This is a genomic window from Hydrogenovibrio halophilus DSM 15072, from assembly GCF_000384235.1.
GTDB lineage: Bacteria > Pseudomonadota > Gammaproteobacteria > Thiomicrospirales > Thiomicrospiraceae > Hydrogenovibrio > Hydrogenovibrio halophilus.
In genome coordinates, this window is record NZ_KB913033.1 from 1591708 (window position 1) to 1615189 (window position 23482).

General features: G+C 56.3%; 25 protein-coding genes. 19 read left to right on the forward strand and 6 right to left on the reverse strand.

Annotated features, from left to right (window positions below; all coding sequences use genetic code 11):
• Positions 1-3 precede the first annotated feature (3 nt).
• The 5 genes from A377_RS0107685 to rmuC are packed head-to-tail and all read left to right on the forward strand — an operon-like array spanning position 4 to position 5460.
• Positions 4-1209: a type II secretion system F family protein gene (locus A377_RS0107685; RefSeq protein ID WP_019895683.1), complete on the forward strand. Its 1206-nt coding sequence runs from the start codon at positions 4-6 to the stop codon at positions 1207-1209.
• 29 nt (positions 1210-1238) lie between these two features.
• Entirely contained in the window at positions 1239-2804 is a 1566-nt protein-coding gene (locus tag A377_RS0107690) for a hypothetical protein (protein ID WP_033422853.1), read from the forward strand.
• On the forward strand, positions 2801-3487 hold the full coding sequence (locus tag A377_RS0107695; protein WP_019895686.1) for a hypothetical protein: 687 nt from the start codon (positions 2801-2803) through the stop codon (positions 3485-3487). Before A377_RS0107690 ends, A377_RS0107695 begins: the two co-directional genes overlap by 4 nt.
• A complete protein-coding gene (locus A377_RS0107700) occupies positions 3484-4023 on the forward strand; it encodes a hypothetical protein (RefSeq protein ID WP_019895687.1) in 540 nt (179 codons plus the stop codon). Before A377_RS0107695 ends, A377_RS0107700 begins: the two co-directional genes overlap by 4 nt.
• A gap of 3 nt (positions 4024-4026) precedes the next feature.
• Positions 4027-5460, forward strand: coding sequence for a DNA recombination protein RmuC (rmuC, locus tag A377_RS0107705; protein ID WP_019895688.1), 1434 nt, complete (start codon positions 4027-4029; stop codon positions 5458-5460).
• Here the strand turns inward: rmuC and A377_RS12205 are convergent.
• Complete coding sequence (locus tag A377_RS12205; RefSeq protein WP_019895689.1) at positions 5432-5854, reverse strand: response regulator; 423 nt, start codon at positions 5852-5854, stop codon at positions 5432-5434. The genes rmuC and A377_RS12205 overlap by 29 nt on opposite strands.
• A gap of 309 nt (positions 5855-6163) precedes the next feature.
• Between A377_RS12205 and rpsP the strand changes: the two genes are divergently transcribed.
• The 6 genes from rpsP to A377_RS0107740 all read left to right on the forward strand — a co-directional run bounded on the left by rpsP (position 6164) and on the right by A377_RS0107740 (position 9974).
• A complete protein-coding gene (gene rpsP / locus A377_RS0107715) occupies positions 6164-6415 on the forward strand; it encodes a 30S ribosomal protein S16 (protein ID WP_019895690.1) in 252 nt (83 codons plus the stop codon).
• 5 nt (positions 6416-6420) lie between these two features.
• Positions 6421-6987 (forward strand): ribosome maturation factor RimM, encoded by a 567-nt coding sequence (rimM, locus tag A377_RS0107720; RefSeq protein ID WP_019895692.1) that lies wholly within the window; start codon positions 6421-6423, stop codon positions 6985-6987.
• On the forward strand, positions 6977-7717 hold the full coding sequence (gene trmD, locus A377_RS0107725; protein ID WP_019895693.1) for a tRNA (guanosine(37)-N1)-methyltransferase TrmD: 741 nt from the start codon (positions 6977-6979) through the stop codon (positions 7715-7717). Before rimM ends, trmD begins: the two co-directional genes overlap by 11 nt.
• Positions 7718-7779: 62 nt before the next feature.
• Positions 7780-8127: a 50S ribosomal protein L19 gene (rplS, locus tag A377_RS0107730; protein ID WP_019895695.1), complete on the forward strand. Its 348-nt coding sequence runs from the start codon at positions 7780-7782 to the stop codon at positions 8125-8127.
• A gap of 63 nt (positions 8128-8190) precedes the next feature.
• Positions 8191-9105 (forward strand): site-specific tyrosine recombinase XerD, encoded by a 915-nt coding sequence (xerD, locus tag A377_RS0107735; RefSeq protein ID WP_019895696.1) that lies wholly within the window; start codon positions 8191-8193, stop codon positions 9103-9105.
• A gap of 98 nt (positions 9106-9203) precedes the next feature.
• On the forward strand, positions 9204-9974 hold the full coding sequence (locus tag A377_RS0107740; RefSeq protein WP_169338014.1) for a DsbC family protein: 771 nt from the start codon (positions 9204-9206) through the stop codon (positions 9972-9974).
• A gap of 44 nt (positions 9975-10018) precedes the next feature.
• Here A377_RS0107740 and A377_RS0107745 read toward each other — a convergent pair whose 3' ends face one another.
• Genes A377_RS0107745 through A377_RS0107755 form a run of 3 tightly spaced genes read right to left on the reverse strand, consistent with a single transcriptional unit; the run spans position 10019 to position 13205 of the window.
• Positions 10019-11386, reverse strand: a complete 1368-nt coding sequence (locus A377_RS0107745; RefSeq protein WP_019895698.1) for a hypothetical protein — start codon at positions 11384-11386, stop codon at positions 10019-10021.
• 23 nt (positions 11387-11409) lie between these two features.
• The gene (locus A377_RS0107750) at positions 11410-12513 is read right to left on the reverse strand and encodes a hypothetical protein (RefSeq protein WP_033422854.1); all 1104 of its coding nucleotides are present in this window, start codon (positions 12511-12513) and stop codon (positions 11410-11412) included.
• A gap of 20 nt (positions 12514-12533) precedes the next feature.
• Positions 12534-13205, reverse strand: a complete 672-nt coding sequence (locus tag A377_RS0107755; RefSeq protein WP_019895700.1) for an RluA family pseudouridine synthase — start codon at positions 13203-13205, stop codon at positions 12534-12536.
• 307 nt (positions 13206-13512) lie between these two features.
• Here A377_RS0107755 and A377_RS0107760 point away from each other — a divergent pair, with 307 nt between their 5' ends.
• Positions 13513-13998, forward strand: coding sequence for a low molecular weight protein-tyrosine-phosphatase (locus tag A377_RS0107760; RefSeq protein WP_028485371.1), 486 nt, complete (start codon positions 13513-13515; stop codon positions 13996-13998).
• 128 nt (positions 13999-14126) lie between these two features.
• On the opposite strand, the gene A377_RS12210 is transcribed toward A377_RS0107760, so the two are convergent.
• A complete protein-coding gene (locus tag A377_RS12210; protein ID WP_019895703.1) occupies positions 14127-16610 on the reverse strand; it encodes an Rne/Rng family ribonuclease in 2484 nt (827 codons plus the stop codon).
• 557 nt (positions 16611-17167) lie between these two features.
• Between A377_RS12210 and rluC the strand changes: the two genes are divergently transcribed.
• On the forward strand, positions 17168-18154 hold the full coding sequence (gene rluC / locus A377_RS0107770) for a 23S rRNA pseudouridine(955/2504/2580) synthase RluC (protein WP_019895704.1): 987 nt from the start codon (positions 17168-17170) through the stop codon (positions 18152-18154).
• Complete coding sequence (locus tag A377_RS0107775; RefSeq protein ID WP_019895705.1) at positions 18151-18819, forward strand: HAD family hydrolase; 669 nt, start codon at positions 18151-18153, stop codon at positions 18817-18819. Before rluC ends, A377_RS0107775 begins: the two co-directional genes overlap by 4 nt.
• A gap of 24 nt (positions 18820-18843) precedes the next feature.
• Here A377_RS0107775 and A377_RS0107780 read toward each other — a convergent pair whose 3' ends face one another.
• A complete protein-coding gene (locus tag A377_RS0107780) occupies positions 18844-19461 on the reverse strand; it encodes a Maf family protein (protein WP_019895706.1) in 618 nt (205 codons plus the stop codon).
• An 81-nt stretch (positions 19462-19542) separates the two neighbouring features.
• Here A377_RS0107780 and A377_RS12775 point away from each other — a divergent pair, with 81 nt between their 5' ends.
• The 5 genes from A377_RS12775 to fabD all read left to right on the forward strand — a co-directional run bounded on the left by A377_RS12775 (position 19543) and on the right by fabD (position 23480).
• On the forward strand, positions 19543-20076 hold the full coding sequence (locus A377_RS12775) for a YceD family protein (protein WP_083919128.1): 534 nt from the start codon (positions 19543-19545) through the stop codon (positions 20074-20076).
• Between the two features lie 106 nt (positions 20077-20182).
• Positions 20183-20356 carry a 50S ribosomal protein L32 gene (gene rpmF, locus A377_RS0107790; RefSeq protein WP_028485373.1) on the forward strand — a complete coding sequence of 58 codons (174 nt, stop codon included), beginning with the start codon at positions 20183-20185 and terminating at the stop codon, positions 20354-20356.
• A gap of 99 nt (positions 20357-20455) precedes the next feature.
• On the forward strand, positions 20456-21481 hold the full coding sequence (gene plsX, locus A377_RS0107795) for a phosphate acyltransferase PlsX (protein ID WP_028485374.1): 1026 nt from the start codon (positions 20456-20458) through the stop codon (positions 21479-21481).
• 49 nt (positions 21482-21530) lie between these two features.
• Positions 21531-22508 (forward strand): beta-ketoacyl-ACP synthase III, encoded by a 978-nt coding sequence (locus A377_RS0107800; RefSeq protein ID WP_019895711.1) that lies wholly within the window; start codon positions 21531-21533, stop codon positions 22506-22508.
• 48 nt (positions 22509-22556) lie between these two features.
• Positions 22557-23480, forward strand: coding sequence for an ACP S-malonyltransferase (gene fabD / locus A377_RS0107805; protein ID WP_019895712.1), 924 nt, complete (start codon positions 22557-22559; stop codon positions 23478-23480).
• Positions 23481-23482: the final 2 nt, after the last annotated feature.

Below are 23482 nucleotides of genomic sequence, written 5' to 3' on the forward strand. Positions count from 1 at the left end.
CTTATGCAGACTTATCGTTTTCAGGGGATTAACCGCTTTGGCAAACGCGTTCGTGGCGAAATGCTGGCCAGTAATGAAAAAGATCTGGAGCGACGTCTTCGTGATACACACATCGAGTTACTGACGGCCAAGGTCAAAACCAACGCTTGGTGGCAGTCACTGAGCCGCAGCCGTGTCACCCGCCGCGATGTGATTGTGATGACCAATCAGTTTCGTCAACTGCTCAAAGCCGGGGTGTCGCTGATGGAGATCATCGATGACCTCAGGCGAACCTATGAAAATGACCAGGTACGCGAAATGCTGACCGTGATTTACGAATCCATGGAAGGGGGCGAGACCTTCTCCAGTGCATTGCGGCCTTATGAGAGCACATTCGGACGGGTGTATCTGAGTCTGGTGGCGGTGGGTGAGCGGACCGGCCAGCTGGAGAACGTGCTTGAAAAGTTGGAATCGGCCCTGCAGTGGGAAGAATCCCTGGCCTCAAAAGCCAAAAAAGTGATGATTTACCCGAGCATTGTGGGGTTGGTGGTGTTGTCTGTGGTGATGCTGATGATGCTGTTTGTGGTGCCGGAATTGTTGACCTTTATTCAGCAGATGGGGGGAGAACTCGGGTTTGCCACCGCGTCCCTGATTGCGACCTCGGAATTCATCCAAAACAATATTTTGATTCTGATGGCGCTGCCGTTTGTGATCACCGCCTTGGTCAAGGCCTGGTTGAAGCGTTCGCAACAGTTTCGGCTCTGGTATGATCGCCATCTGTTCAAACTGCCCTTGATTGGCGGGGTGTTGTATAAGATCAAAGTCGCACGCCTCGCGGGAACCCTGGCGGTCATGTACGCCTCGGGGGTGAATTTTCGTGACAGTCTGGCGTTGTCGGGCGAAGTCACCAGCAATGCTTACATGGAACAGACGGTGCGCAATGCCATTCGCCTGATTGAAGAAGGGGAAATGATTTACCGGGCCTTTGAAGAATCGGACATTTTTCCGCCGATGGCGATTCGAATGGTTCGCATTGGCGAGCAAAGCGGTAATATGGACGATGCGTTGCATCACGTCAGCGAATATTATGACAACGCCGCCAAGGAAATGATTGAAAAAATCGAGCCGGCGGTCGAACCCATTCTGACTGTGGTGATGGCGGTGATCGTGGGCTGGGTGATGATGGCCGTGCTTGGACCGGTGTATGACACCATTTCTCAGGTGCAGTAGGAGTCGGGATGGACGCAGTAGGAGTCGGGATGGACGCAGTTTTATATCTCAGAGACAAAGCCATTACCGTGATCGAAACGACGGGCAAGCAGGGCTTTTTCGAGCAAAACATTGAGTGGGACGACACCGCTGCTCTGGATGAGGTACTGAAGCGTCTTGCCGGTGCGTCTGAAGTGGCACTGGTCATCGACTTTATTGATGAAACCCTGCATTTCGAGTGGGTGCCCAAATTACTGCCCTGGGAAAAACCGGGCTTGCAGAAACGTTTGACCGACAAGGCCAAGGGCGAAGGCGGTCTCTATGTGCATTTCAGCTGGTTGCCACTGACCCGAAAGACGGCGCAGGGACTGACCCAGCAATTGACCATGGTGGCCAGCATTCTGCAGTCGCCCATGCTGGAAACCTTTTTCAAACAGTTGCATGCGGCGCATTTGCCGCTCACGCATGTTTACTCCTTTGCGTTTCTGATTGAGACCCTGTTTTTTCAGAGGCTGGCCCGTCGGTTGCGTTTGTCGCGCAAACAGACCAAACAGCCTTTTATGCTGGTGTTTCGGGAAACCGAACACCAGTTTCGTCAGATTTTTTTTCAGCACGGTCATTTGCGGATTGCCCGGCAGGTGGATCTGGATCCGGAGCTGGAAGAGGATGCGATCAATCATGCCTTGATCGAGGAAACCCGGCGCGCGGTCAAATACGTTTACAATCAAAAACTGTTGGACCTCAACAGCGAAGTCGGGTTTGTGTATGTGAATGTGGCCCATCACGACGAAAGCGACATCGTGCAGCTTTACCAGGAAAATGTGGTCCAACGGAATTGGGATGCGTCCAAAACCTTTATGGTCGGGGGCGAGCTGGGGGAGTTGTTGAAGATTCCGACCAGACAAACCCAGGCCTCGACAGCCATTTTGGCTCTGTCACGTTTTATTGCTCAGGCCAAGCCGAAAACCTTTTATCAAAACCAGTACGTTCAGGCAGTGAAAGGGTATTGGCGGGGGCGCAAGGCCGCCTGGGCTCTGGGACTGATCCTTGCCATTGGTGGTCTGGTGCTGGGGCTGCAAGGGGCCATCGACGCTTGGCACCTAAACGCCCAAATCAAGGAAATGGCCCATCAGGAAACACGGTTGCAAGAGCAAAAGCAGACACTACAGTCGCGTCTGGACTTGCCTTATGACGCTCGTGACATTCAGACGACCGTCGAATTTGCCAAGGCGGTGGTCGGGCATCGGATGCAAGGCTCGTTTGAGCGTTTGTGGCAATCGTTGGGTCAGGTATTGAATCGGCATCGGCACATTGCGTTGCAGCGGCTGCGCTGGGATCAGGCTCTGCCGGTGAACCCCGATACACTCGAACTGACCATTGAGGGATGGGTTTACCCGTTTGCCCAGTCGTTTTCGCCGCCTACCGAATGGGTAAACGCGTTCACAGAAGATTTGGGCAAACGACCGGAGGTCAAAACGGTGACGCTGACTCAGCCGCCGTTGGCGGCTTCTCCGGAACAGGCTTTGAACTTGAATCAATCGGCTTTGCAAACTCAGGCGGCCCTGCCTTTTCAAATGCGAGTGGTGTTTGTTCTGACGCCTGAGGAGGGGACATGAAGCCATCGGTTTATCGGGGCCACTTGACCTCACAGGACCACAAAGCCTTCGCCAGACGGATGTTGTTGGTGCCGGGGCTGTTGCTGAGCGGGGTGCTGATACTGGTGCTGCTTGGCTGGCAAGCCGGTGGTGCCTGGTTGAGCGACGCTGAACAGACGGTGAAGACTCAGGAGCGGCAACTGACGGACGTGTTGAAATCGGTGCGTTTTCTGCAGGAACAGCAGCGTTTGGTTCAGCGGTATGGCCCCGCTTATCAGCAGTTGCTCAATGAGGGGCTGGTTCAGCGCCAGGACCGGGTGAATTGGACCGATGATCTGTTGCAGGTGCAAAAACGCTGGCAATTATCGCCTTTTGTGGTCCAGTATGAGCCGCGTCAGGCTCTGACAAAATCGTTGGCCGGGCCGTTTCCCTGGGAGAAGGATCTGTTTCGCTTTACCCGTGTGCACATTGAGGCTGGCGTGCACACTGAATCGGATTTGCAGGCCCTTTTTGATCAGGTGGCCAGCGCCTTGACCCCTTTGTTTCTGGTGGAAGGCTGCAACCTGTCTCAACGGGTATCGAAAGTTCTGACACCGGAACAGCCGGTTCGCTTTTCTCCCAACCGATCGGCTCTGATTGCGCAATGCACGCTGTTGCTTTTTGAAGCGGAATTGCCGCCTTTTGAAACAGGAGCGCTCAAATGATTCGACGCTGGCTGGCAGGCTGCATTGGCGGGATAGGGCTGTGTGTGATCCAACCGGTTTGGGCCGAGGCCCCGCGTCTGTTTTTGTCGCCCGAGCAGCGCGACAGCATTGAGCGGGGGCGTCAGACGGTGGATACGACGCCGGAAGCCGCCTCAACAGAGACAACCGATTCGGACGCCCCTTCGGCCCGGTCCAGGGCGGAGCCGGTGCGCATCAGCGCCATCATTATTACCCCGGATGGGCGTAAATGGGCACGTCGCAATGACACTTACCAACTGATGGATTCAAACGGTCAGTCAAAACGGCCCATGCAGGTAGAGCTGGCCCCGAATGTCCGTCTGAGAGTCGGCGAGGCTTATGACCCGGAATCGGGCCAAGTGGTCCCCTTGCACCGTCTTGCAGAGGAGGCGGCACAGATGGAAGGCACAGCCACGACGGATGAGGTGGATTTAACCCGGCAGATTCAGACCCAGCTTCCGGGGGCCAGCGATCTTTTGTTGCCAAAGGGCGCGCGAAAAACCGAGGAGACAGACTGAGCGATGATGAGTGATTGGTGGCAGACACCGCTGGCGAGCGGTTGGGCCTTTCTGGCCCTGTTGGGGGTGCTTCTGGCGCTGGTTTGGGGTTGGCGTTTGCAGCAGCGATTGACCCGGGTATTGCAAAATCCACCAGGCCTGGTGGATTTGCAGGCCGAAAACGCACGTTTGCAACAACAGCAGAGCGCCTGGCACCGACTGCAGGGGGAGCATGAGGCCCAGACTCGGCAGGTGGCACAGCTGGAAGCGGATTTGGCTCAGGCCCGTTCCGAATTGCACCGCATCACGGAGCAGTACCAGGCTGAGGCCACGCAAAAGGCCACACTTGAAACCAGAATGAAAAGCCAGGAGCAGGCCTACGAAGAAAAAATGGTTTTGCTGGAAGAAGCCAAACAGCGTATGACCGAGGCGTTTGAAGCCCTGTCGAACGACATTCTCAAGCGAAAGCAATCCGAGCTGGAAGCACAAAGTCAGAAAAGTCTGCGCCATCTTATGGAGCCGATGCATGCTTCGATGGAGCAATTCAAGGCGCGCATGGAGACGGTGCACAAGGAAAACCTGGAAGGTCGGGCCTCACTCAAAACCCAGTTGGAGCAATTGCAGTCGCTGAACCAGCAGATCAGCGAGGAAGCCCACAATCTGACCCATGCGCTCAAGGGCGATCAGAAGCTTCAGGGCAATTGGGGCGAACAGATTCTCAAGCGCTTGCTTGAACGGAGTGGATTGCGCGAAGGCCAGGAATTTGAATCGGAAAAAAGCTTTACTCAGGAGGATGGCTCACGCCTGCGACCGGATGTGATCGTCAATCTGCCGGATCGCAAGCATGTGATCATTGACGCCAAGGTGTCACTGCTGGAGTACGAAAAAGCCTTGAACGCGCCCACGCCCGCTGAAAGAGAACAGGCGATCAAGGCGCATCTGGGCAGTCTGAGAAAGCACATTCATGCCTTGTCGAAAAAACGCTATGACCACATTGAACGCTTGCACCCACCCGACTTTGTGCTGATGTTTGTGCCCATTGAAGGAGCGTACCTTCTGGCGGTTGAAAAGGATCCGGCGCTGTTTGAAGCCGCGTTTGAACAGAAAGTGGCCGTGGTCACCCCGACCACGCTCTTTACCACTTTGAAAACGATCGAACAGTTGTGGCGATACGAGCGTCAGTCCGAACACACCATGAAGCTGATCAAGCGCGCGGCGGATGTGCACGACAAGTTTGTCGGGTTTGTGACCCATTTTGAAAAAATCGGCAAGCAGCTGAATACGCTCAACAGCAGTTACGACACGGCCCGACGGCAGATGATGGCCGGACAGGGCAATCTGGTGCGTCAGGCAGAAATGCTCAAGGAACTGGCGGGCAAAACCCGCAAAGAAATGCCCGAACATTTGCTGGAGGAAGCGGAAGGCAGGGCTATATTAAATGAACCGAATCCTCGGTGATCAATTCCGGGTGTTCGGCTTTGAGGGTGGTTTGTGCGACTTTGATCAGGCTCTGTGGCTGAAAAGGTTTGTGCATCCAGCCGGTGACGTTCAGGCGTCTGGCCTGTTGCTTCAGGTCGTCTCCATTGTCCGCACTGAGCATGATGATCGGCAGGGTCGGTGAAGCCGGCGGCTGCAGTTGTTCGATCAGTTCCAGTCCGGTGGCGTCCGGCATATTGAAATCCACAATCAGCAGATCATAGTGTGCCTGCGTCCATTTTTCCTGAGCGCGGCCGGGCGATTCGGCTGTGTCCACCTGCCAGTGATCCTGCGACTCCAGTGTCATCTTGACCAGCTTCAGGATCATGGGCGAATCGTCCACGGCCAGCACGCGTATGGTTGCGTTGTCAGTCATATAAATTATTCATCAGTGCAATTGAAAGAGTCATTACAGTATAGTGGTTTTTGCGACCACCACCAAGCCCCAACTGGGCGGGGAAAGCAGGGAAAGGTCATGGCTGTGCTAAGTCACTGAAAGTGTTTGAAAAGCCCTGCGCGTTCGCGTATAATCTCATTTTTCTCAATGGTGGCCGTCGTCGCACAGTCGTGGTGCCCACCGGTTGCAGAGCAAAAACAAGTCCCAAAGGCCAGATGGCCGGACTTAGTAGAAGACATTGTTAGCAGGCTTGCCTGTTATCGCCGATCAAGACAAGGAGTATATCTAATGGTCGTAATTCGTCTTGCCCGTGGTGGCGCCAAAAAGAATCCGTTTTATCGTGTGGTTGTGGCCGATCAGCGCCAGGCACCCCGTGGACGCTTTATTGAACAGTTGGGCTTTTACAACCCGACGGCTCGTGGTCAGGAAGAAACCCTTCGTCTTGATTCGGCGCGTGTCGAACACTGGGTCAACAAGGGCGCACAAATGAGCCCTCGCGTGAAAAAATTGATGCAAACGGCTGAAGCCCCTTCAGCCTGATTGCCATGACTCAGGCCCAATCGGCGACGCAAACCGCGACCCAGGCGACGCCATTGGTGGTCGGTCGCATCCATGGTATCTATGGGGTCAAAGGCTGGGTCAAGGTGTTTTCACATACCGATCCACGGGAAAACATCCTGAGCTATACGCCCTGGCTGGTCCGGATAGAAGGACAATGGCGGGCCTGGACGGTTCAGGACCAGAAGGTGCTCGGTGGCGGTAAGTCGCTGGTGGCGCATCTGGAAGGCATCGACGATCGGGATCAGGCCCGTACCTTAATGGGCGCTGAGATTGCGGTGTACCCGCATCAACTGCCTGATCTGGAAAAAGGCTATTACTGGTGCGATCTGCTCGATTCGGTCGTGGTGGATCAGACGGGCACCGAGCTTGGACAGCTGGCGGAAATGATTGAAACCGGAGCGCATGATGTGATGCGCGTGGTGGATGCCAAAAAACAGACCGTGGCTCTGATTCCTTTTGTGGAAGGCCGGTTTGTCACCGAGGTGAATCCCGAAGCCGGGCGCATTGAGGTCAATTGGACGCAGGACGACGAAACCACCGATGCGCTTTGATGTGGTCTCGCTGTTTCCGGAGATGTTCCGGGCGTTGACCGAATCCGGCGTTTCCGGTCGGGCGTTTGATCGAGCGCTTTGCGCCTTGCATCACTGGAACCCTCGGACATATACCCAGGATCGCCACCGGACTGTCGATGATCGACCCTATGGTGGCGGACCGGGCATGGTGATGATGTATCCGCCACTCAAGGCCGCGTTTGAGGCCATTGCCGAGGCGCAACCCGAGAGCGGGGCAACGCCTTACACGGTGTATTTGTCGCCTCAGGGGCAGCCACTGACTCAGGCACGGTTGCAGGCTCTGGCCGAACGCCCTCAGTTGACATTGCTGTGCGGTCGTTACGAAGGCGTGGATGAGCGGGTATTGGAAGAATATGTGGATGAGGAAATCGCCATTGGCGATTTCGTTGTCAGCGGTGGGGAACTGCCGGCCATGATGCTGATGGATGGGTTGATACGGTTGTTGCCCGGTGCTCTGGGGCACAATCAGTCGGCCGAACAGGATTCATTCAGCGATGGGTTGCTGGACTGCCCACATTACACCCGACCTGCGGAAGTGGATGGGCAGACCGTGCCCCCGGTTTTGCAAAGCGGGGATCATGCCCGGATTGCGCAGTGGCGCCAACAACAAAAACTTGTCAGGACGCAGCAAAAGCGACCTGATTTATATGCGCGCTACCAGGCCGACCTGAAAGCGCGTGACAATTTGGATTCAACCTCTGGCAGTTAGTTTTGCGAATGTTGGGTAAAATTCATTTCAGTGACACACTGAAAACGATGGAGTGCTGAACGATGAGCGAAATCATCAAGCAGATTGAAGCAGAACAGATGACCAAGGAAATTCCGGAATTTGGTCCCGGTGACACAGTGGTGGTGCAGGTGCGCGTCAAGGAAGGATCTTCCGAGCGTCTGCAGGCCTTTGAAGGTGTGGTGATTGCCAAGCGCAATCGCGGTTTGAACAGCTCCTTTATTGTGCGCAAGGTTTCGCACGGTGTGGGCGTTGAGCGGACCTTCCAGTTGTACAGTCCGCTGGTCGATTCGATCGAAGTCAAGCGCCGCGGTGATGTACGCCGAGCCAAACTTTATTACTTGCGTGACCGTTCCGGCAAATCGGCCCGGATCAAAGAAAAGGTCAAGTAAGCTTTTTAAAAACGCCCCACCGGGGCGTTTTTTGTTTCTGGCTCTTATGATTGTTTTGTTCTCATGACCGATCCCGCCGCTCGCTTGCCTCAGGATTCGCCTGACACGGATCTGATCCGCCAGTTTCTGGACCGCCTTCGGTTTGAGGAAGGTTTGTCTGCGCACACCGTTTCGGCCTATCAACGCGATTTGATCAAGGTGGCACAAGCGCTTAGGCCAACGTCGTTGCAGCACGCCGGTGCCGATGATCTGGACGAAGTATTGCTGCGCCTTTCCTCTGTTTTGGGTGCCAGGTCGCTGGCCCGGTTGATTTCGGCGCTCAAGCGCTTTTACCGTTTCGCCTGTCTTGAAAAGAGGGTGCAGGAAAACCCCAGCCTGAGATTGGTGTCGCCAGTGTCCGCCCGCAGCTTGCCATCGATTCTGTCGGAAGCCCAGGTCACTCGGTTGCTGAATGCGCCGGACCTTCAGACCCCATTGGGCAAACGGGATGCGGCCATGCTGGAATTGATGTACGCCACCGGACTGCGTGTCAGTGAGATGGTGGCGTTGAATTTCATGCAGATCAATCTGAGTGCCGGATGGGTGCAGGTCGTGGGCAAAGGGCGCAAGGAACGACTGGTGCCGATGGGCGAGTGGGCCCAGGCCGCGCTGCAGAGGTATCTGGATCAGGCGCGCTCGGCGCTGGTGGGACAGAAACAGGTCGAGACGGTGTTTGTGTCCCGTTTGGGGCGGCCGATGACCCGGCAGACACTCTGGCACCGGATCAAGAATCTGGCCGCTCAGGCGGGGTTGCCCGGCAAATTGTCCCCCCACAGTCTGCGCCATGCCTTTGCCACTCATCTGATCAATCATGGCGCGGACCTGCGTTCGGTGCAGGCGTTTCTGGGACACTCGGATCTGTCAACCACGCAAATTTACACGCATGTGGCCCAGGCGCGTTTGCAGAATTTGCATCGCCAGCATCACCCGCGTGGCTGAAACTTTGGCTGAAAGGGCTGTCTGCGCCACCTGGCTGCAAATCCGGGTCACAATCGTGGATAATAAACCGATTTATGAACGTGAACAAAGGAATGAAAATGACGATGACTCCCTCTTTTTTTGGTCGCCGCTCACTGTCAATTTTGGGGCTGTGTCTGGGATTGGCTCTGCAGCCAGTCTCGGCTGAGACCGAGGCCGACACCAAGCAACGCATTCAACAGACTCTGGAGAAAATGGTCCCGGATGCGCCTCAGGCGGAGATTACGTCTACCCCGGTTGACGGGGTCTGGCAGGTGCTGATCGGTTCGCAGATCATTTATATGAGTGCGGACGCAGAGTATTTTTTTAATGGCAATCTGATTTCATTGGCGACCCGCGAAAATCTGACCGAAAAGGCATTGAATGCTCAACGCAAACAGGCGCTGACCCAGTTGGACGAAGCCTCCATGATTGTGTATCCGGCCGAAGGCGAATCCCAACAGACGGTCACGGTGTTTACCGATGTGGATTGCCCTTATTGCCGCAAACTGCATCGTGAAATTCCCGAGTTGAATGAGGCCGGTGTGACCGTGCGTTATCTGGCTTATGCCCGTGAAGGGGTTCAGTCCAAGGCGTTTGCCAAATCCGAAAAGATCTGGTGCGCCCAATCTTCTGCTGAGGTCATGGATCAGGCCATGAGCGGGGAAAGTCTGGAAAATGTGACCGCCAAGCCGGGTTGCCAGTCGCCTGTGCGCCAGCACATGCAGCAATCTCAGTCGTTTGGGGTGCAGGGCACACCGACGATCATTCTTGAAGACGGCCGTCGCCTTCCTGGCTATGTGCCCGCCGGGGAACTGTTGCCAATGCTGGGATTGTCCGCTTCGGAATAAACGGATTCAGCGCCTGGAAAGGTACTTTTGACCAGGCCTGGTGATTATTCTGACTGCCGATCCGGTGCGCTGTAGCGGTAAGGATCGGGTTTGGCGGCCAGTTTCTGGGTCAGGGCATCGAGTTTTTCCACTTTCTGTTCGATTTGCGACTGCTGCGTTTGCAGGGCATCCACGCTCTGACCCAGAGCGTCCAGCTGGTGGGTGATTTTGTTCAGTGCCGGTCCGGTTGTGGTATCGGGTGCCGAGGCGGACGGCGAGGCCGAAAGCTGCTGCATCAGCTCCTTCAGACTGGCTTCGATGTTTTTGAGCATTTTGCGCTCCTGGAACGCCGACCAGGCAATCGCCTTCAGGCGTTCGGCCTGCTCGTCCGTCAGGCTGGAAGCGGTGCTTGCGTCTGACTGTTCTGTGTTTTGACTGTCGTTGTTCGACGCTTGTGCGCTGGACTGTGACTGAGCTTTGTTGACCTTGGCCAGTTCGGCCAGGGTTTTGGCTTCCAGTTGTGACTGAAGGGTCAGAATTCGCCCGAGTTTTTCCTGAATCTGGGTCAGCGCTTGCTGTTGCTGATCGTTCTGACCGTCCAGCGACGCCAAGGCGTCCTGCAGAGGCGTCAGGTCCATTGCGGTGTTTGAGGCCGGTTGTGACGGAGTCATGTCAGTGGTTTCCGCCGATTCCGTTTCGGGCGCGGTCTTGGCTGGTTTGCTTGGTTCGGTGGATTCAGTGGAATTTGACGATTGGTCAAGACTCTCTTCTTCTGCCGGCGCTTCCTGTTCAGGCGCAGTCTGAGGGTTTGGGGCTTCCTGACCGTCGGCTGGTGCTGAACCCCCATTGGCGTCGGTCACAGGTTCGGCGGCATTGCTTTTTGTCAGGCGCTGGATGTCGGCGGACATGGATTCGATCAGGCTGGCCAGTTGGTCCACCTTCAGCGTCATGTCCTTTTGAAAGAGTCGGGTTTCGGTGGTCAGAATGTCGGCCACTTCGTTTTCAAAGGCTTCCTGTTGCTGGTTTTGGTGATACAGCATCCAACCGATGGCGCCGGCGGCCGATAGACTGACGGTGACTGAGACCCCCATCATAATCGAGACGGCGTTTTTGGAAGATTTCAGGTCACGCGAAGCGGTACGGAGCGCCTGGCGCCAGGCCACATTGGCATCGCCCAGCTCCATTAATTGCGCTTTCTGCTCATGCGACATCTTGACCGCCGCTTCCGCCGCTTTCTGACTTTGTTCGGCGGCCATTTGTGCGGTTTTGGAAGATTCCAGAGACAAGGCAGCGGCATCAAGCTCGCTGACGGTTTCCGCCGTCTTGAGTTCGTCTCGCTTGTCTTTGGCCTGTTGCACGTCGTCGGCCATCTTTTCAGAGGCGTGCTCCAGCTGTTCCAGTTCGTCCAATAGATCGTCTGCGTTATCGCTCATGGCGGACCCTTCGTCTTTCTCGGCTAGTCGGTGGATTGGCTCATTTGGGCTATTTTGTTTTTCAAAGCGTCGTTGGCGGCTTTGAGCTGCTGGTTCTTTTCACGAATTCGATCCAGTTCGGCACGCATTTCAGCGGGCTCCCGGGCGGCACTCAGTTCATGCGGTTCGATGTCGTAGCCGGCTTCCTTGGCCGCGGCAAATGCCCGCTCGGTGGCCTCAAAGGTGGATTCAATCGCTTTTTGTGCGGCATCGGTGGCGTCCTGCGCTTTCTGCGAAATGCTCAGTGCCAGGCGCGTGGCTTCGCGTGCGGTGTCGCCGACTTCTTCGTTCATCGCATCCGTATCCTGACTGGTGCGAATCGCGTTCTGCATTTCATCAATGGCCTCGCCTGCCAGCGCAACGACATTGTCGCCATCCGCCGTCGGTTCCGGCGCGGATTCGGCAGCCGGTTCCGCTTCGGAAGGCGCTTCCTGCTCTTCGGCTTCAGAGGCTTCTGTGTCCTCTGCAGGGGCGTCCTGTTCGGGCGCAGCTTCGGCTTCGGTTGCATCCAGCTCATCGGTGTCTTCGACCGATGGCGTTTCCTCGGCTGGCGTCTCAGCTGACTCGGAGGCCGTTTCCGCTTCCATTTCCGCTTCCTGGGGCAAGTCGTCACTGGCTTCGGTCGTAACCGTTTCCGCCGCTTCTTCCGGTTCTTCCTTGTCCACTGCCTCTTCGGAATCCTGATCGGCGTCGGCGGCAGCCTCGGTCTGTTCAGGTTCGTCTTCGACGTTTGTGGCTTCGTCGTTCTCGGCTGGGCTGTCTTCGAGTTCAACCGCCTCGTCAGCGCCGCTGCTTGTTTCGTCTTCCGACGCTGCTTCTGCGTCCTGATCCTGCGGCTCGGCGTCAGGCATGTCTGCCGGTTCGTCCGCTTGCGCTGGGTCCTCGGTCGATACGGTCTGATCGGTTTCGGCCGTGGTTTCAGGTTCGTCCGTTTCCACTTCGTCCAGCGCATCGAGCAGTTCGTCGGCCTGAGTGCTGCCGGTGCTTTCCGCGTCGGAATCGGTCGAGGTTTCGTTTTCGGCGTCTTCGCCCAGCATTTTCATCATTTCCTGGGTGGCTTGATCGTCTTTTTCGGCATCAATGGTCATCTTGGCGTCCCCTGTCGGTTTCAAGAACGGTCATGGTTATTGCGCTCACCCAAGCAGGTTTTGTGCCAGTCCGTGAGGGTCAAATCAAACTGCATGGACTGGCCGCTGTGCGGGTGGACAAATCCCAGGTAACGGGCATGCAGCATCAGTCGGGTGCTGAGGCCTTGAATCATGGCCGGGGCATAGAGGTTGTCGCCCAGTATCGGGTGTCCCAGAGAGGCCATTTGCAGGCGCAGTTGATGCGAGCGCCCGGTGATGGGGTTCAGGTCAACCTGAAACGCCTGATGGCGGGGGGAGAGGGGCGTTGGCTCTGTGGTTAGTTGCCACTGGGTCCGGGTCGGTTTGCCATGGCGCATGTCAATTTTCTGGCGGGGCCGATTGGGCCAGTCACAGATCTGGGGCAGGCACAGTGTGCCCTGTGACTGGCTGGGACGGCCAAAACACCAGGCTTGGTAGGTTTTATCCACATGACGCTGCTCAAAGGCCCGGCTGAGCTGGCGATGGGTGTCGGCATCCCTGGCCAGTACCATTAGTCCAGAGGTGTCCATGTCCAGTCGGTGAACAATGCGCGCACTTGGCCAGTGTCGCTGAACCTGTCCGATCAGGCTGTGTTCCGCCGGACGTTGACGTCCCGGTACCGACAGCAGCCCGGATGGTTTGTTGACCACCAGCAGCCAGGGATCGTCATGCACCAGCCAGTCAGGCGCGTAATGGTGCTGCGGGGGCAGCTGTGTGGACTGGATGGATGGAATGATGGCCTCGTGCCTCTTGTTTGCGCGAATTTGTTAGCCCGAATATTTCACAAATTTGCACCGACCTTGCTTGCCCCTTGATTCCACAAGAAATATTTCCTCAGTCGACCGTAATCCCTGATACGGTACTTCTTCGGAAATTTCCTTGTGAAAACAATGTGCGGCGCAATCTCAGCACAAATTCATGAAACATTCGGGTTAGAATATGCTCATTATTCTAAAGCAAACTTATTCCAAGGAAAAAAAGATGTCACACACCGTTTCCGTGATTTTTGTCTGTTTGGGCAATATTTGCCGTTCGCCCACGGCGCATGCCGTGTTTCGCAAGAAGGTCGCCGACCGCGGATGGCAAGACCGTGTCCGCATTGATTCGGCCGGCACCGGCGGCTGGCATGTGGGCAAACCGGCGGATCAGCGTGCCAGTGCCGTCGCCCATGATCGAGGCATTCCCATGGCCGATTTGCGGGCGCGTCAGGTGGATCTGGGCGATCTGATCGAGTTTGATTATGTGTTGGCCATGGATGACGCCAATTATCACGATTTGCTGGCCATGGCCTTGCCGGAACACCGGGAAAAGATTCACCGTTTTCTGGACTTTGCCCCGGAATTTGATGAAACCGAGGTGCCAGATCCCTATTACGGTGGCCCGGACGGTTTTGATCACGTGTTTGAACTGGTGGATGCGGCATCGGAAGGGCTGCTGAAGGATCTGGCGGCCCGATGGCAAAAATGACCAGGCCTGGTCATTTTATGATTGGAAACCGCGACATGATAAGCCACGCTCAATAAAAAAGGCCCGGTCTGAATATCTCAGGCCGGGCCTTTTTCATGCGTCAGCGTGTGGCTGAAGACGTGCGCGGTTTAACGATCCGCGCTTTTCTGTTCCGCCTCGGTATTGGCATGGGTCTCGGAATCCGTATTCGGCGCCTGTTCACGCTGATCCGGTTTCGGAGTGGCCTGCTCGGACGTGGTTTCAGCCTGAGGGGCGGCGTCGTTTTTCACCGGGTTGTCGGCGTTTGGACGCGTCTCTGCGTTGGCTGAAGCCGGCTTTGACGCAGGCTTGGAAGCCGTCGGCTGAGCCGTTGTTGACTCCGGGGCGTTGTCCGGGTTGACGGTGACCCCCGCCGTGTCCTGTGGAGGTACGGCATGGATCGACATGGTTTCCGCCCCAGCCGGTTTGCGTCGACGGCTGTTGTAGCTGCGACTGTTGTAGCGGCTGCGTCGACGCGGCGGTTTGTTCTGATCGTTTTTGTCTCCGCCTTTCTCCCCTCTGGGAGCCGGTTTGTCAGACGTTGAGGCTTTGGAGGCCGGCTTTTCAGACGCATTGGTCTGATTGGCGTTTTCCGCCTGAGGCGTTTGGTTGGCTTCCTTGTTCTGACGCGGGCTGCGACGGCGTTTGTTGCCGCCGTTGCTGTTTGGTCTGGACTCCGGGTTGCCTTCCTTGCCCTGGGCATCGGTCGTGGGTTTCTTGCCCGAAGCCTTTTTCTGAGGGGCCGAGTCCTTGGCCTTGCCTTCGTTTTTACCAGGTTTTTCCGACTTTTCTGAGCGTTTGCGGCCATTGTTGCCGTTTTGATTGCGCCCGCGCGGGTTTCTGTTGCCGCCATTGCGATTCTGGCGACCGGACTCAGAAGCCGTTTTGCGCGGTTTGTCTGTGGTTTCTGCCCGGTCTTCGTCGTCGGCGAACAGGGTTTGCCACAAGCGTTTGAACAGTCCCGGTTTTCTGGGTTGTTCCGGCGCTTTGGGGGTCGGAGCCGGAGTACCGGGCTGCATGTTTTTAATGGCCGGTTCTTCCTTGACCACCTTGGGCAGTGCGCGCTGCTCCGGGTTGTCTTTGTTCACCGTCTCTTTGATTTTGTAGCTGGAGTCACTGGGCACTTCTTCGCCGTGGCGGGTGCGCTCGATCAGGAAATCGGGCGTGTCCAGATGCTCATTGGGGATGATCATCAGGTGCAGTTTGTAGCGATCCTCGAGGTGCGAGATCTGGTGACGCTTTTCATTCAGCAGGAAGGTGGCCACATCCACCGGCAATTGCACCATCACCCGACGGGTGTTTTCCTTCATGGCTTCTTCTTCCAGCAGGCGCAGCGTGGACAGAGCCAGCGACTGAACCCCGCGGATCACGCCGACGCCTTTGCAGCGCGGGCAGACCATTTGCGTGGATTCTTCGATGGACGGGCGTAGGCGCTGGCGTGACATTTCCAGCAGGCCGAAACGGGAGATTCGTCCGATCTGAACTCTGGCCCGATCGGACTTGACCGCTTCGCGCATTTTGTTTTCCACGTCGCGCTGGTGGCGATTGGAGTGCATGTCGATGAAGTCGATCACGACCAGACCGCCAATGTCACGCAGTCTCAGCTGACGGGCAATTTCGTAGGCGGCTTCCAGGTTGGTGTGATAGGCCGTTTCTTCGATGTCGCCGCCTTTGGTGGAGCGGCTGGAGTTGATGTCGATGGACGTCAGTGCTTCGGTGTTGTCAATCACAATCGCGCCGCCGGAAGGCAGAATGACTTCGCGGCTGTAGGCGGTTTCGATTTGGGATTCGACTTGGAAGCGGGTAAACAGCGGCACTTTGTCCTGATAAGGTTTGACCTTGTAGACCTGGTGCGGCATGACGTGCTGAATGAAATCGCGTGCCTTGTGAAAGGTTTCCATGTCGTCAATGATGATTTCACCGATGTCCTGGCGCAGGTAGTCGCGAATGGCCAGGATGACAATGTCGGATTCCTGATGGATCAGGAAAGGTGCCTGCTTTGAGGTGGACGCTTCCTTGATCGCTTCCCAGAGCTGAACCAGGTAGTTGACGCCCCATTGCAGTTCTTCGGTGGATTTGCCCACTCCTGCGGTGCGGATGATCATGCCCATGCCTTCGGGCATGTCCAGATCCTGCAGAGCGGTGCGCGTTTCAGAACGGTCGTCGCCTTCGATGCGACGGGAAATGCCGCCCGCTTTGGGGTTGTTGGGCATCATGACCACGTAGGGACCGGCGAGGGTGATCTGAGTGGTCAGGGCCGCGCCTTTGTTGCCGCGTTCTTCTTTTTGGACCTGGACAATGATTTCCTGGCCTTCTTTGAGCACATCCTTGATCGAAAGGCGTCCGTCCTGTTTGTCCGGGTAGTATTCTTCGGCGACTTCCTTGAACGGCAAAAAGCCGTGACGCTCGGAGCCGTAGTCGACAAACGCCGCTTCCAGGCTGGGTTCGATACGGGTGACCGTGCCTTTGTAGATGTTGGCTTTTTTCTTCTGGTGATGGGGGGTTTCGACGTCAAGATCGTACAGTTTCTGCCCGTCGACCAGGGCGATGCGCACCTCTTCGGATTGGATGGCATTAATCAGCATTCGTTTCATGCGATTCTCTTTCGTTTTTCTGGGGCCGGGGATGGCTCAGTCAAAGAGAATAAGGCGAGAAGGCGTCTTTAAGACAGTCAGACGGTGTGTGCGTTCGTGTGATTCATCCGTTCGAACTGAAATCGATTCAGTTCGGCTTCCCTGTTTTGCAGGCAAAGACGTTGGGCACCGCTTCGAGTGGTTGTGACTGTAATGTTTTTGTCGAGCTTGGTGTTTTTGTGCAGTCCAAGCTCTTAGCCAATCAGATGTTCGCGTCAGTCTATAGGGCGGTAATCTAATTTATTTGTTTCACCAGGGTCGGTGAGGTCTCGTACCACGCCGCCAGCGTCTTATGTTCATCGCCTTTCGGGCCGTTGCGCTGCGGGGTGTTTATTCTCTTCCACTGGTCATTCGGCCAGGGTTAAAATTCATGCGTTCCACCCTGTCAGAATGCCTGACAAGATGAGATAAATGTTCTTTCTTAGAGCTGTATCAATATAGCACGCTGTTTGCGACCATGCAATTGAAATTCGTTGATTGGTCCACATTGGCGTTGCGATTTCAGTAAAATGCGCGCAATGAATGCAAAAACAACCACATCCGACAAAGTGCCCCAGCCTGGTTCCGGCACCCAGGTTCGCTGGATCGAAGTCAGTGCCGACGACGCCGGTCAGCGCCTGGACAATTTTCTGATGCGCTGTTACCGCAAGGTGCCCAAGACCCTGATTTACCGCGTGATTCGCAAAGGCGAGGTGCGGGTGGACAAAGGCCGGGTCAAGCCGCATCGCAAGCTGCAGGCCGGTGAGGTGGTGCGGGTGCCGCCGATCCGTCAGCCGGATTCGCCGGAGGCGGCTGTGATTGCCCAGGCTCAGCTGGACCGGATCGAACGCAGCATTGTGTATGAGGACGCCGATCTGCTGGTGCTCAACAAACCTTCCGGGGTGGCTGTGCATGGCGGCAGCGGACTGAGCTGGGGCGTGGTGGAAGTGCTGCGTCGCCTGCGACCCTATGCCAAGCGTATGGAGCTTGCGCACCGGCTGGACCGTGACACGTCCGGCTGTCTGCTGGTGGCCAAAAAAGCTTCCGTGCTGAAAGCGCTGCATGCGCAGATACGAGAAGATCAATTGCTGAAACAGTATTGGGCGTTGGTGGCGCCACACTGGCCGAAATCGGTGTCGCGCGTGGATTTGCCGTTGTTGAAAAACACGCTGCAATCGGGTGAGCGACTGGTCAAGGTGTCGGCCGAGGGCAAGCCTTCGGTCAGTGATTTCCGGTGTCTGGAAACGTTTGAAGATGCGGATTTGGTTGAAGTGACGCTCCGCACCGGTCGTACCCATCAGATCCGCGTACACGCCCAGGCAAGCGGGGCACCGGTGGTGGGCGATGAGAAGTACGGTGATCAGGCCGTGAATCAGCGTTTTCGAAAACAGGGTATGAAGCGCTTGGCGCTGCATGCACGACGATTGGGGTTTACCCATCCGGTGACCGGGCAGTGGTGCGAATTGGAAGCGCCATTGCATGACGATTTTTCCGCGTTGTTGGTGCGAATGCGAGGTGAACATTGAAACAGTATCAATGTGTGATTTTTGACTGGGACGGCACGCTGATGAATTCCGAGGCTCGGATTGTGCACGCGATTCAGGTGGCGGCCGAGCGGGCCGGCTTCCCAGTGTTGCCGGCCGAGGAAAGCAAGCAGATCATTGGCTTGAGTCTGGCCAATGCGGTCCAGACACTGTACCCGCAAGCGGATCAGGCCGGGATTGATGCGATTTCCCACGGCTATACCGAATGTTTTCTGAACGAATCGGATGTGCCGATGTTGCCGTTTGATGGGTTGGAACCGTTGCTTTCCGGGATTCGTCAGCAGGGAGCGAAAACCGTGATTGCCACCGGGAAAAGTCGTCGGGGGTTGGATCAGGTGCTGGCAGAAACCGGCCTGGGGCGGCATTTTGACTGGACCCGTACCCCGGTGGAATCGGCGTCGAAGCCCGATCCGATGATGCTGGAGCAAATTCTGGAAAAATACGCGTTGTCGCCGGATGAGGCGGTGATGGTGGGAGACACCGAGTTTGACATGCAGATGGCGCATGCACTGGGGATGGATCGGATCGCCATGAGTCATGGCGTGCATGAACTGGAAAGGTTGCTGGCCTATGAGCCGGTGGCCCATCATGATGATTTGCCATCCTTGCAGGCCTGGTTAAAAGACCGTCTCCGAGTGCACGCTTGATCGTTTTTGGTCTGTGACCAAGCTTTAGTCCGGATCAAGCGGCAGGGCGAGTCCGGCCTCTCTCAAAAAGCCGGTCAGCTGGATCAGCGGCAGGCCGATCAGGGCGTTCGGGTCGCTGGTCTGAATCGATTCAAACAGGGTAATGCCCAATCCCTCCGATTTGAAGCTGCCGGCACAGTCATAAGGTTCTTCCGATAACAGATAGGCACGCAGACTGCGATCATCCAGATGGCGAAACCGGACCTGAGTCTGGTCCAGTCCTTCCCAGCGGCCCTGAGGTGTGATCAGGGTCAGGGCGGTGAAAAACGTGACCGTTTGCCCGCTGAAGTGGCGCAACTGTTCCAGTGCCCGATCGTAGGTGTGCGGTTTGCCCAGGGGGGTACCCTGAAAGCTGGCGCTTTGATCGGAGCCGATGACCCAGGTCTGAGGGTGGCTCAGAGCGATGGCCTCAGCCTTTTGTGTGGCCAGGCGTCGGGTCATGGCTTCGACCGATTCGTCGGTCTGTGGGGTTTCATCGATGTCCGGGCTTTGGCAGGTAAAAGGCAGGCGCAGTTTTTGCAAGCACTCCCGTCGATAAGGTGAGCCGGAGGCCAGAATCAGTTGAGGCCGTTCCGGGCCTTGCGAATAGTGGGTGTGAGTCATGCTAGCCTCTTGTTTTCACTGGTTTTCGTCGGTCGGATTTGTTTTTGACATTGTCGGGGTTTGCGGTTATTATGCCCCGCTATGTCAGAAAAGCTACCCGAGTTGATTGATCCGGTTTATTGCGCGCAACATCATAAAGCGTATGCGGCCCAAGTCAAACAGACGTGTTACCCACGATTGACGGATCAATTGGTTCAGGCCGATGAATGGGTCAAAGTTTCAATCAAATTTTACCCTTATCCGGGTCTGGCGGCGTATGCGTTTGATCTGCATTTGCAAACCTGTTTGCGGTTGACGTGTCAGCGGTCATTACAGCCCTTTGGCTACCCCGTGGACGTTGAGCTGTCGGGCGCGTACGTCGAAAGTCTGGCGTTGGCCGACGATTTGCCGGAAGACATGGCGGTGTTTGAGCTGCCTGCTGAAAAAGTGTCTCTGAGTGCGCTGATCGAAGACGAATTGCTGTTGCAGGTGCCGTTGTCGCCGATGGACCCGGCGGCCTCGTTGCCGGACTACGAACCGGCCGTGCCGGAATGGGATCTGGCGCAGCAGCAAGCAGACAGCGATGGGGAAACCAACCCGTTTGCGGCCCTGAAAACACTGAAACCGAAACATTGAAACCGAAGAATCACTAAACCGCCAGACTGGTTTTTGACCAGGCCTGGTTGTCACGATGACCCGAGAGGGTCATGAATTTGCCACCACTGAATTCAGGAGATTGATTATGGCTGTTCAGAAAAGTAGAAAAACCCCTTCCCGTCGTGGTATGCGTCGTTCTCACGATGCGTTGACGCCAGCCGCCATCACTGTGGACGAAACCACTGGTGAACTGCACCGTCGTCATCATGTCACCGCCGACGGTTATTACAAAGGCAAAAAGGTGATTCAGGACAAGTAATTGTTCAGGAACCCTGCTCTCACGCCTGCACTTTTGCAGGCGTTTTTTGTGCTGAGCGCGCTTTTCTTTTTTCCGATTTAATGGAACAGGATCCTTGTTTTGAGTATGCGAATTGCAATTGATGCGATGGGTGGCGATTACGGCCTAGCGGTTACAGTGCCGGCCGCGCTCAAAGCGCTGAAAGCATTTGATGACATTTCGATCGTTCTGGTCGGTCGCCCGGATGAGATTGAGCAAGCCCTGGCAGGGACAGATTATGACCCTGAACGCTTGAGCATCGAACCGGCCGAACAGGTTGTGACCATGGACGACCTGCCTTCCAAGGCCTTGCGTCAGAAAAAACAGTCGTCCATGCGGCTGGCCCTGAATCTGGTCAAGGACGACCAGGCTCAGGCCTGTGTCAGTGCCGGCAACACCGGGGCCTTGATGGCGGTGTCCAAGTTTGTGCTCAAAACCCTGCCCGGTGTGGACCGACCGGCGATTTGCACCTCCATGCCCAGCATGACCGGGCATGTGCATGTGCTGGATCTGGGGGCCAACATCAATGCCGATGGCAACAGTCTGGCTCAGTTTGCGGTAATGGGCTCGGTGTTGGCCAGAGCTGTGGACAATAACCCCAAACCCAAAGTGGGGCTGCTCAATATTGGCGAAGAAGAAATCAAAGGGCATCAGCGGATCAAAGATGCCAATGAAATTCTGAAGCGCACCCAGATCAATTACATCGGATACGTCGAAGGCGATGAAATATACCAGGGCAACGTCGATGTGGTTTCTTGCGACGGCTTTGATGGCAATGTGGCCCTCAAATCCAGCGAAGGCGTGGCCAAAATGATTGCGTTTTACCTGCGTGAGGCATTCAATAAAAACTGGCTGACCCGTCTGGCCGGTCTGGTGGCCTGGCCGGTGTTGAAAGCGTTCAAGGCAAAAGTCGATCCGCGTCAATACAACGGTGCGTCCTTCCTCGGTTTGCGCAAAATCGTCATCAAAAGCCACGGTGGTGCGGACGTGTTTTCGTTTTATCACGCCATTGCCGAGGCCCGTCTGGAAGTGCAGAAAAACGTGCCCGATCTGATCGCGGAAGAAGTGCACCACCTGCTGGGCGCGACCAGCGACCAAGACGCCTGAATACATTCTGCCGACCTGAGTCGGCAACACAGTGACCAAAGAAGGTTTCATGACAGACGCACCTTACAGTCGAATTACCGGCACGGGCGGTTACCTGCCCGAGCGCATTATGACCAATGCCGAGCTTGAGGCCGTGGTCGACACCTCGGATGCCTGGATTCGTGAGCGCACCGGCATTGAACAGCGGCGCATTGCCGCAGACGGTGAAACCACGTGTGATCTGGCCGAGGTCGCCTCACGTCAGGCGATGGACGCGGCAGGCGTGACGCCCCAGGAGTTGGATCTGATACTGGTGGCCACCACCACGCCGGACAAAATCTTTCCCAGTACGGCCACATTGCTTCAGGCTCGCCTGGGCAACCACGGCGCACCGGCCTTTGATCTGCAAGCGGTCTGCACTGGCTTTGTCTATGCTTTGAGCGTGGCCGACCAGTTTATCAAAACCGGCATGGCCAAAACTGTGCTGGTCGTGGGAGCGGAAACACTGTCGCGGATCACCAACTGGGAAGATCGCAATACCTGTGTGCTGTTTGGTGACGGGGCCGGAGCGGTGGTGCTTCAGGCCAGTGAGTCCCCGGGCATTCTCTCAACCCGCATTCACGCCGACGGCCAGTATGAAACCCTTCTGCACGTGCCCTCCGGGCCATCCAGACTGCCTGCCACAGACGATGTGGCGGAGCGCACCATGTGTATGAAAGGCAATGAAGTGTTTAAGGTGGCCGTCAATACGCTCAGTCAGATTGCCGCCGACATTCTCAGTGACAACCGGATTTCACCCGATCAGTTGGACTGGCTGGTACCACACCAGGCCAATCTGCGCATCATCAATGCCACCGCACGCAAATTGAAACTGTCGCCCGATCAGACAGTGGTGACCGTGGATCGTCATGCCAATACCTCCAGTGCGTCGATTCCACTGGCTCTGAATGAAGCCGTGCGAGACGGGCGCATTCAGAAAGGCGAGTTGATTTTGCTGGAAGCCTTTGGTGGCGGGTTTACCTGGGGCGCGGCGCTGTTGCGTTTCTAGCTCGAGGTCAGTCGGAACAGACCCATCGATGAAAAAAGGAATTTGATCATGTCTTATGCTTTTGTCTTTCCCGGTCAGGGCTCTCAATCAGTCGGCATGCTGGCCGAACTGGCGGAAACGGCCCCCGTGATCGGCCAAACGTTCGACCAAGCCTCTGAAACGTTGGGCTACGATCTCTGGGCGCTGACCCAGGAAGGCCCGGAGGCCAGACTCAATCAAACCGAAGTGACGCAGCCCGCCATGCTGACGGCTGGCGTGGCCGTCTACCGGGCACTGGTCGAAGCCACTTCGCCCAGTCCGGCCTATATGGCCGGCCATTCTCTGGGTGAGTATACGGCGCTGGTCGCATCTGGTGCCTTGTCGCTGGCGCAGGGCGTCGAGTTGGTGGAAGCCCGCGGGCGTCTGATGCAGGACGCGGTCCCGGCCGGGACCGGCGCCATGGCCGCCGTGCTGGGGCTGGAAGACGAACAGATCACAGCGCTGTGTGCCGAGGCGGACGGCGTGCTGGAAGCGGTGAATTTCAATGCGCCGGGCCAGGTGGTCATTGCGGGCGAAAAAACCGCGGTGGATCAGGCTTTGCCAGCGTTTGAAGCGGCGGGTGCCAAGCGTGTGGTGCCGTTGCCGGTCAGTGTGCCATCCCATTGTGTGTTGATGAAACCGGCCGCCGAAGCGCTGGCGGAAAAGCTGGCGGGCATGTCTCTGCAGACGCCAACGGTACCCGTGGTCCACAATGCGTCGGTACAGACGTTTGCCGACCCGGATGCGATCAAGTCGGCACTGGTGGAACAACTCTACCGCCCGGTTCAGTGGGTCAGAACGATCGAATACCTGAAAGCCCAGGGCGTGAGCCAGTTGTATGAGCTGGGACCGGGCAAGGTATTGATGGGATTGAACCGTCGCATCGACCGGAAAATGGGGATGCAAGCCGTTTATGATTCGGCTACACTTAGCAAAGCATTGGAAACACTCTGAGG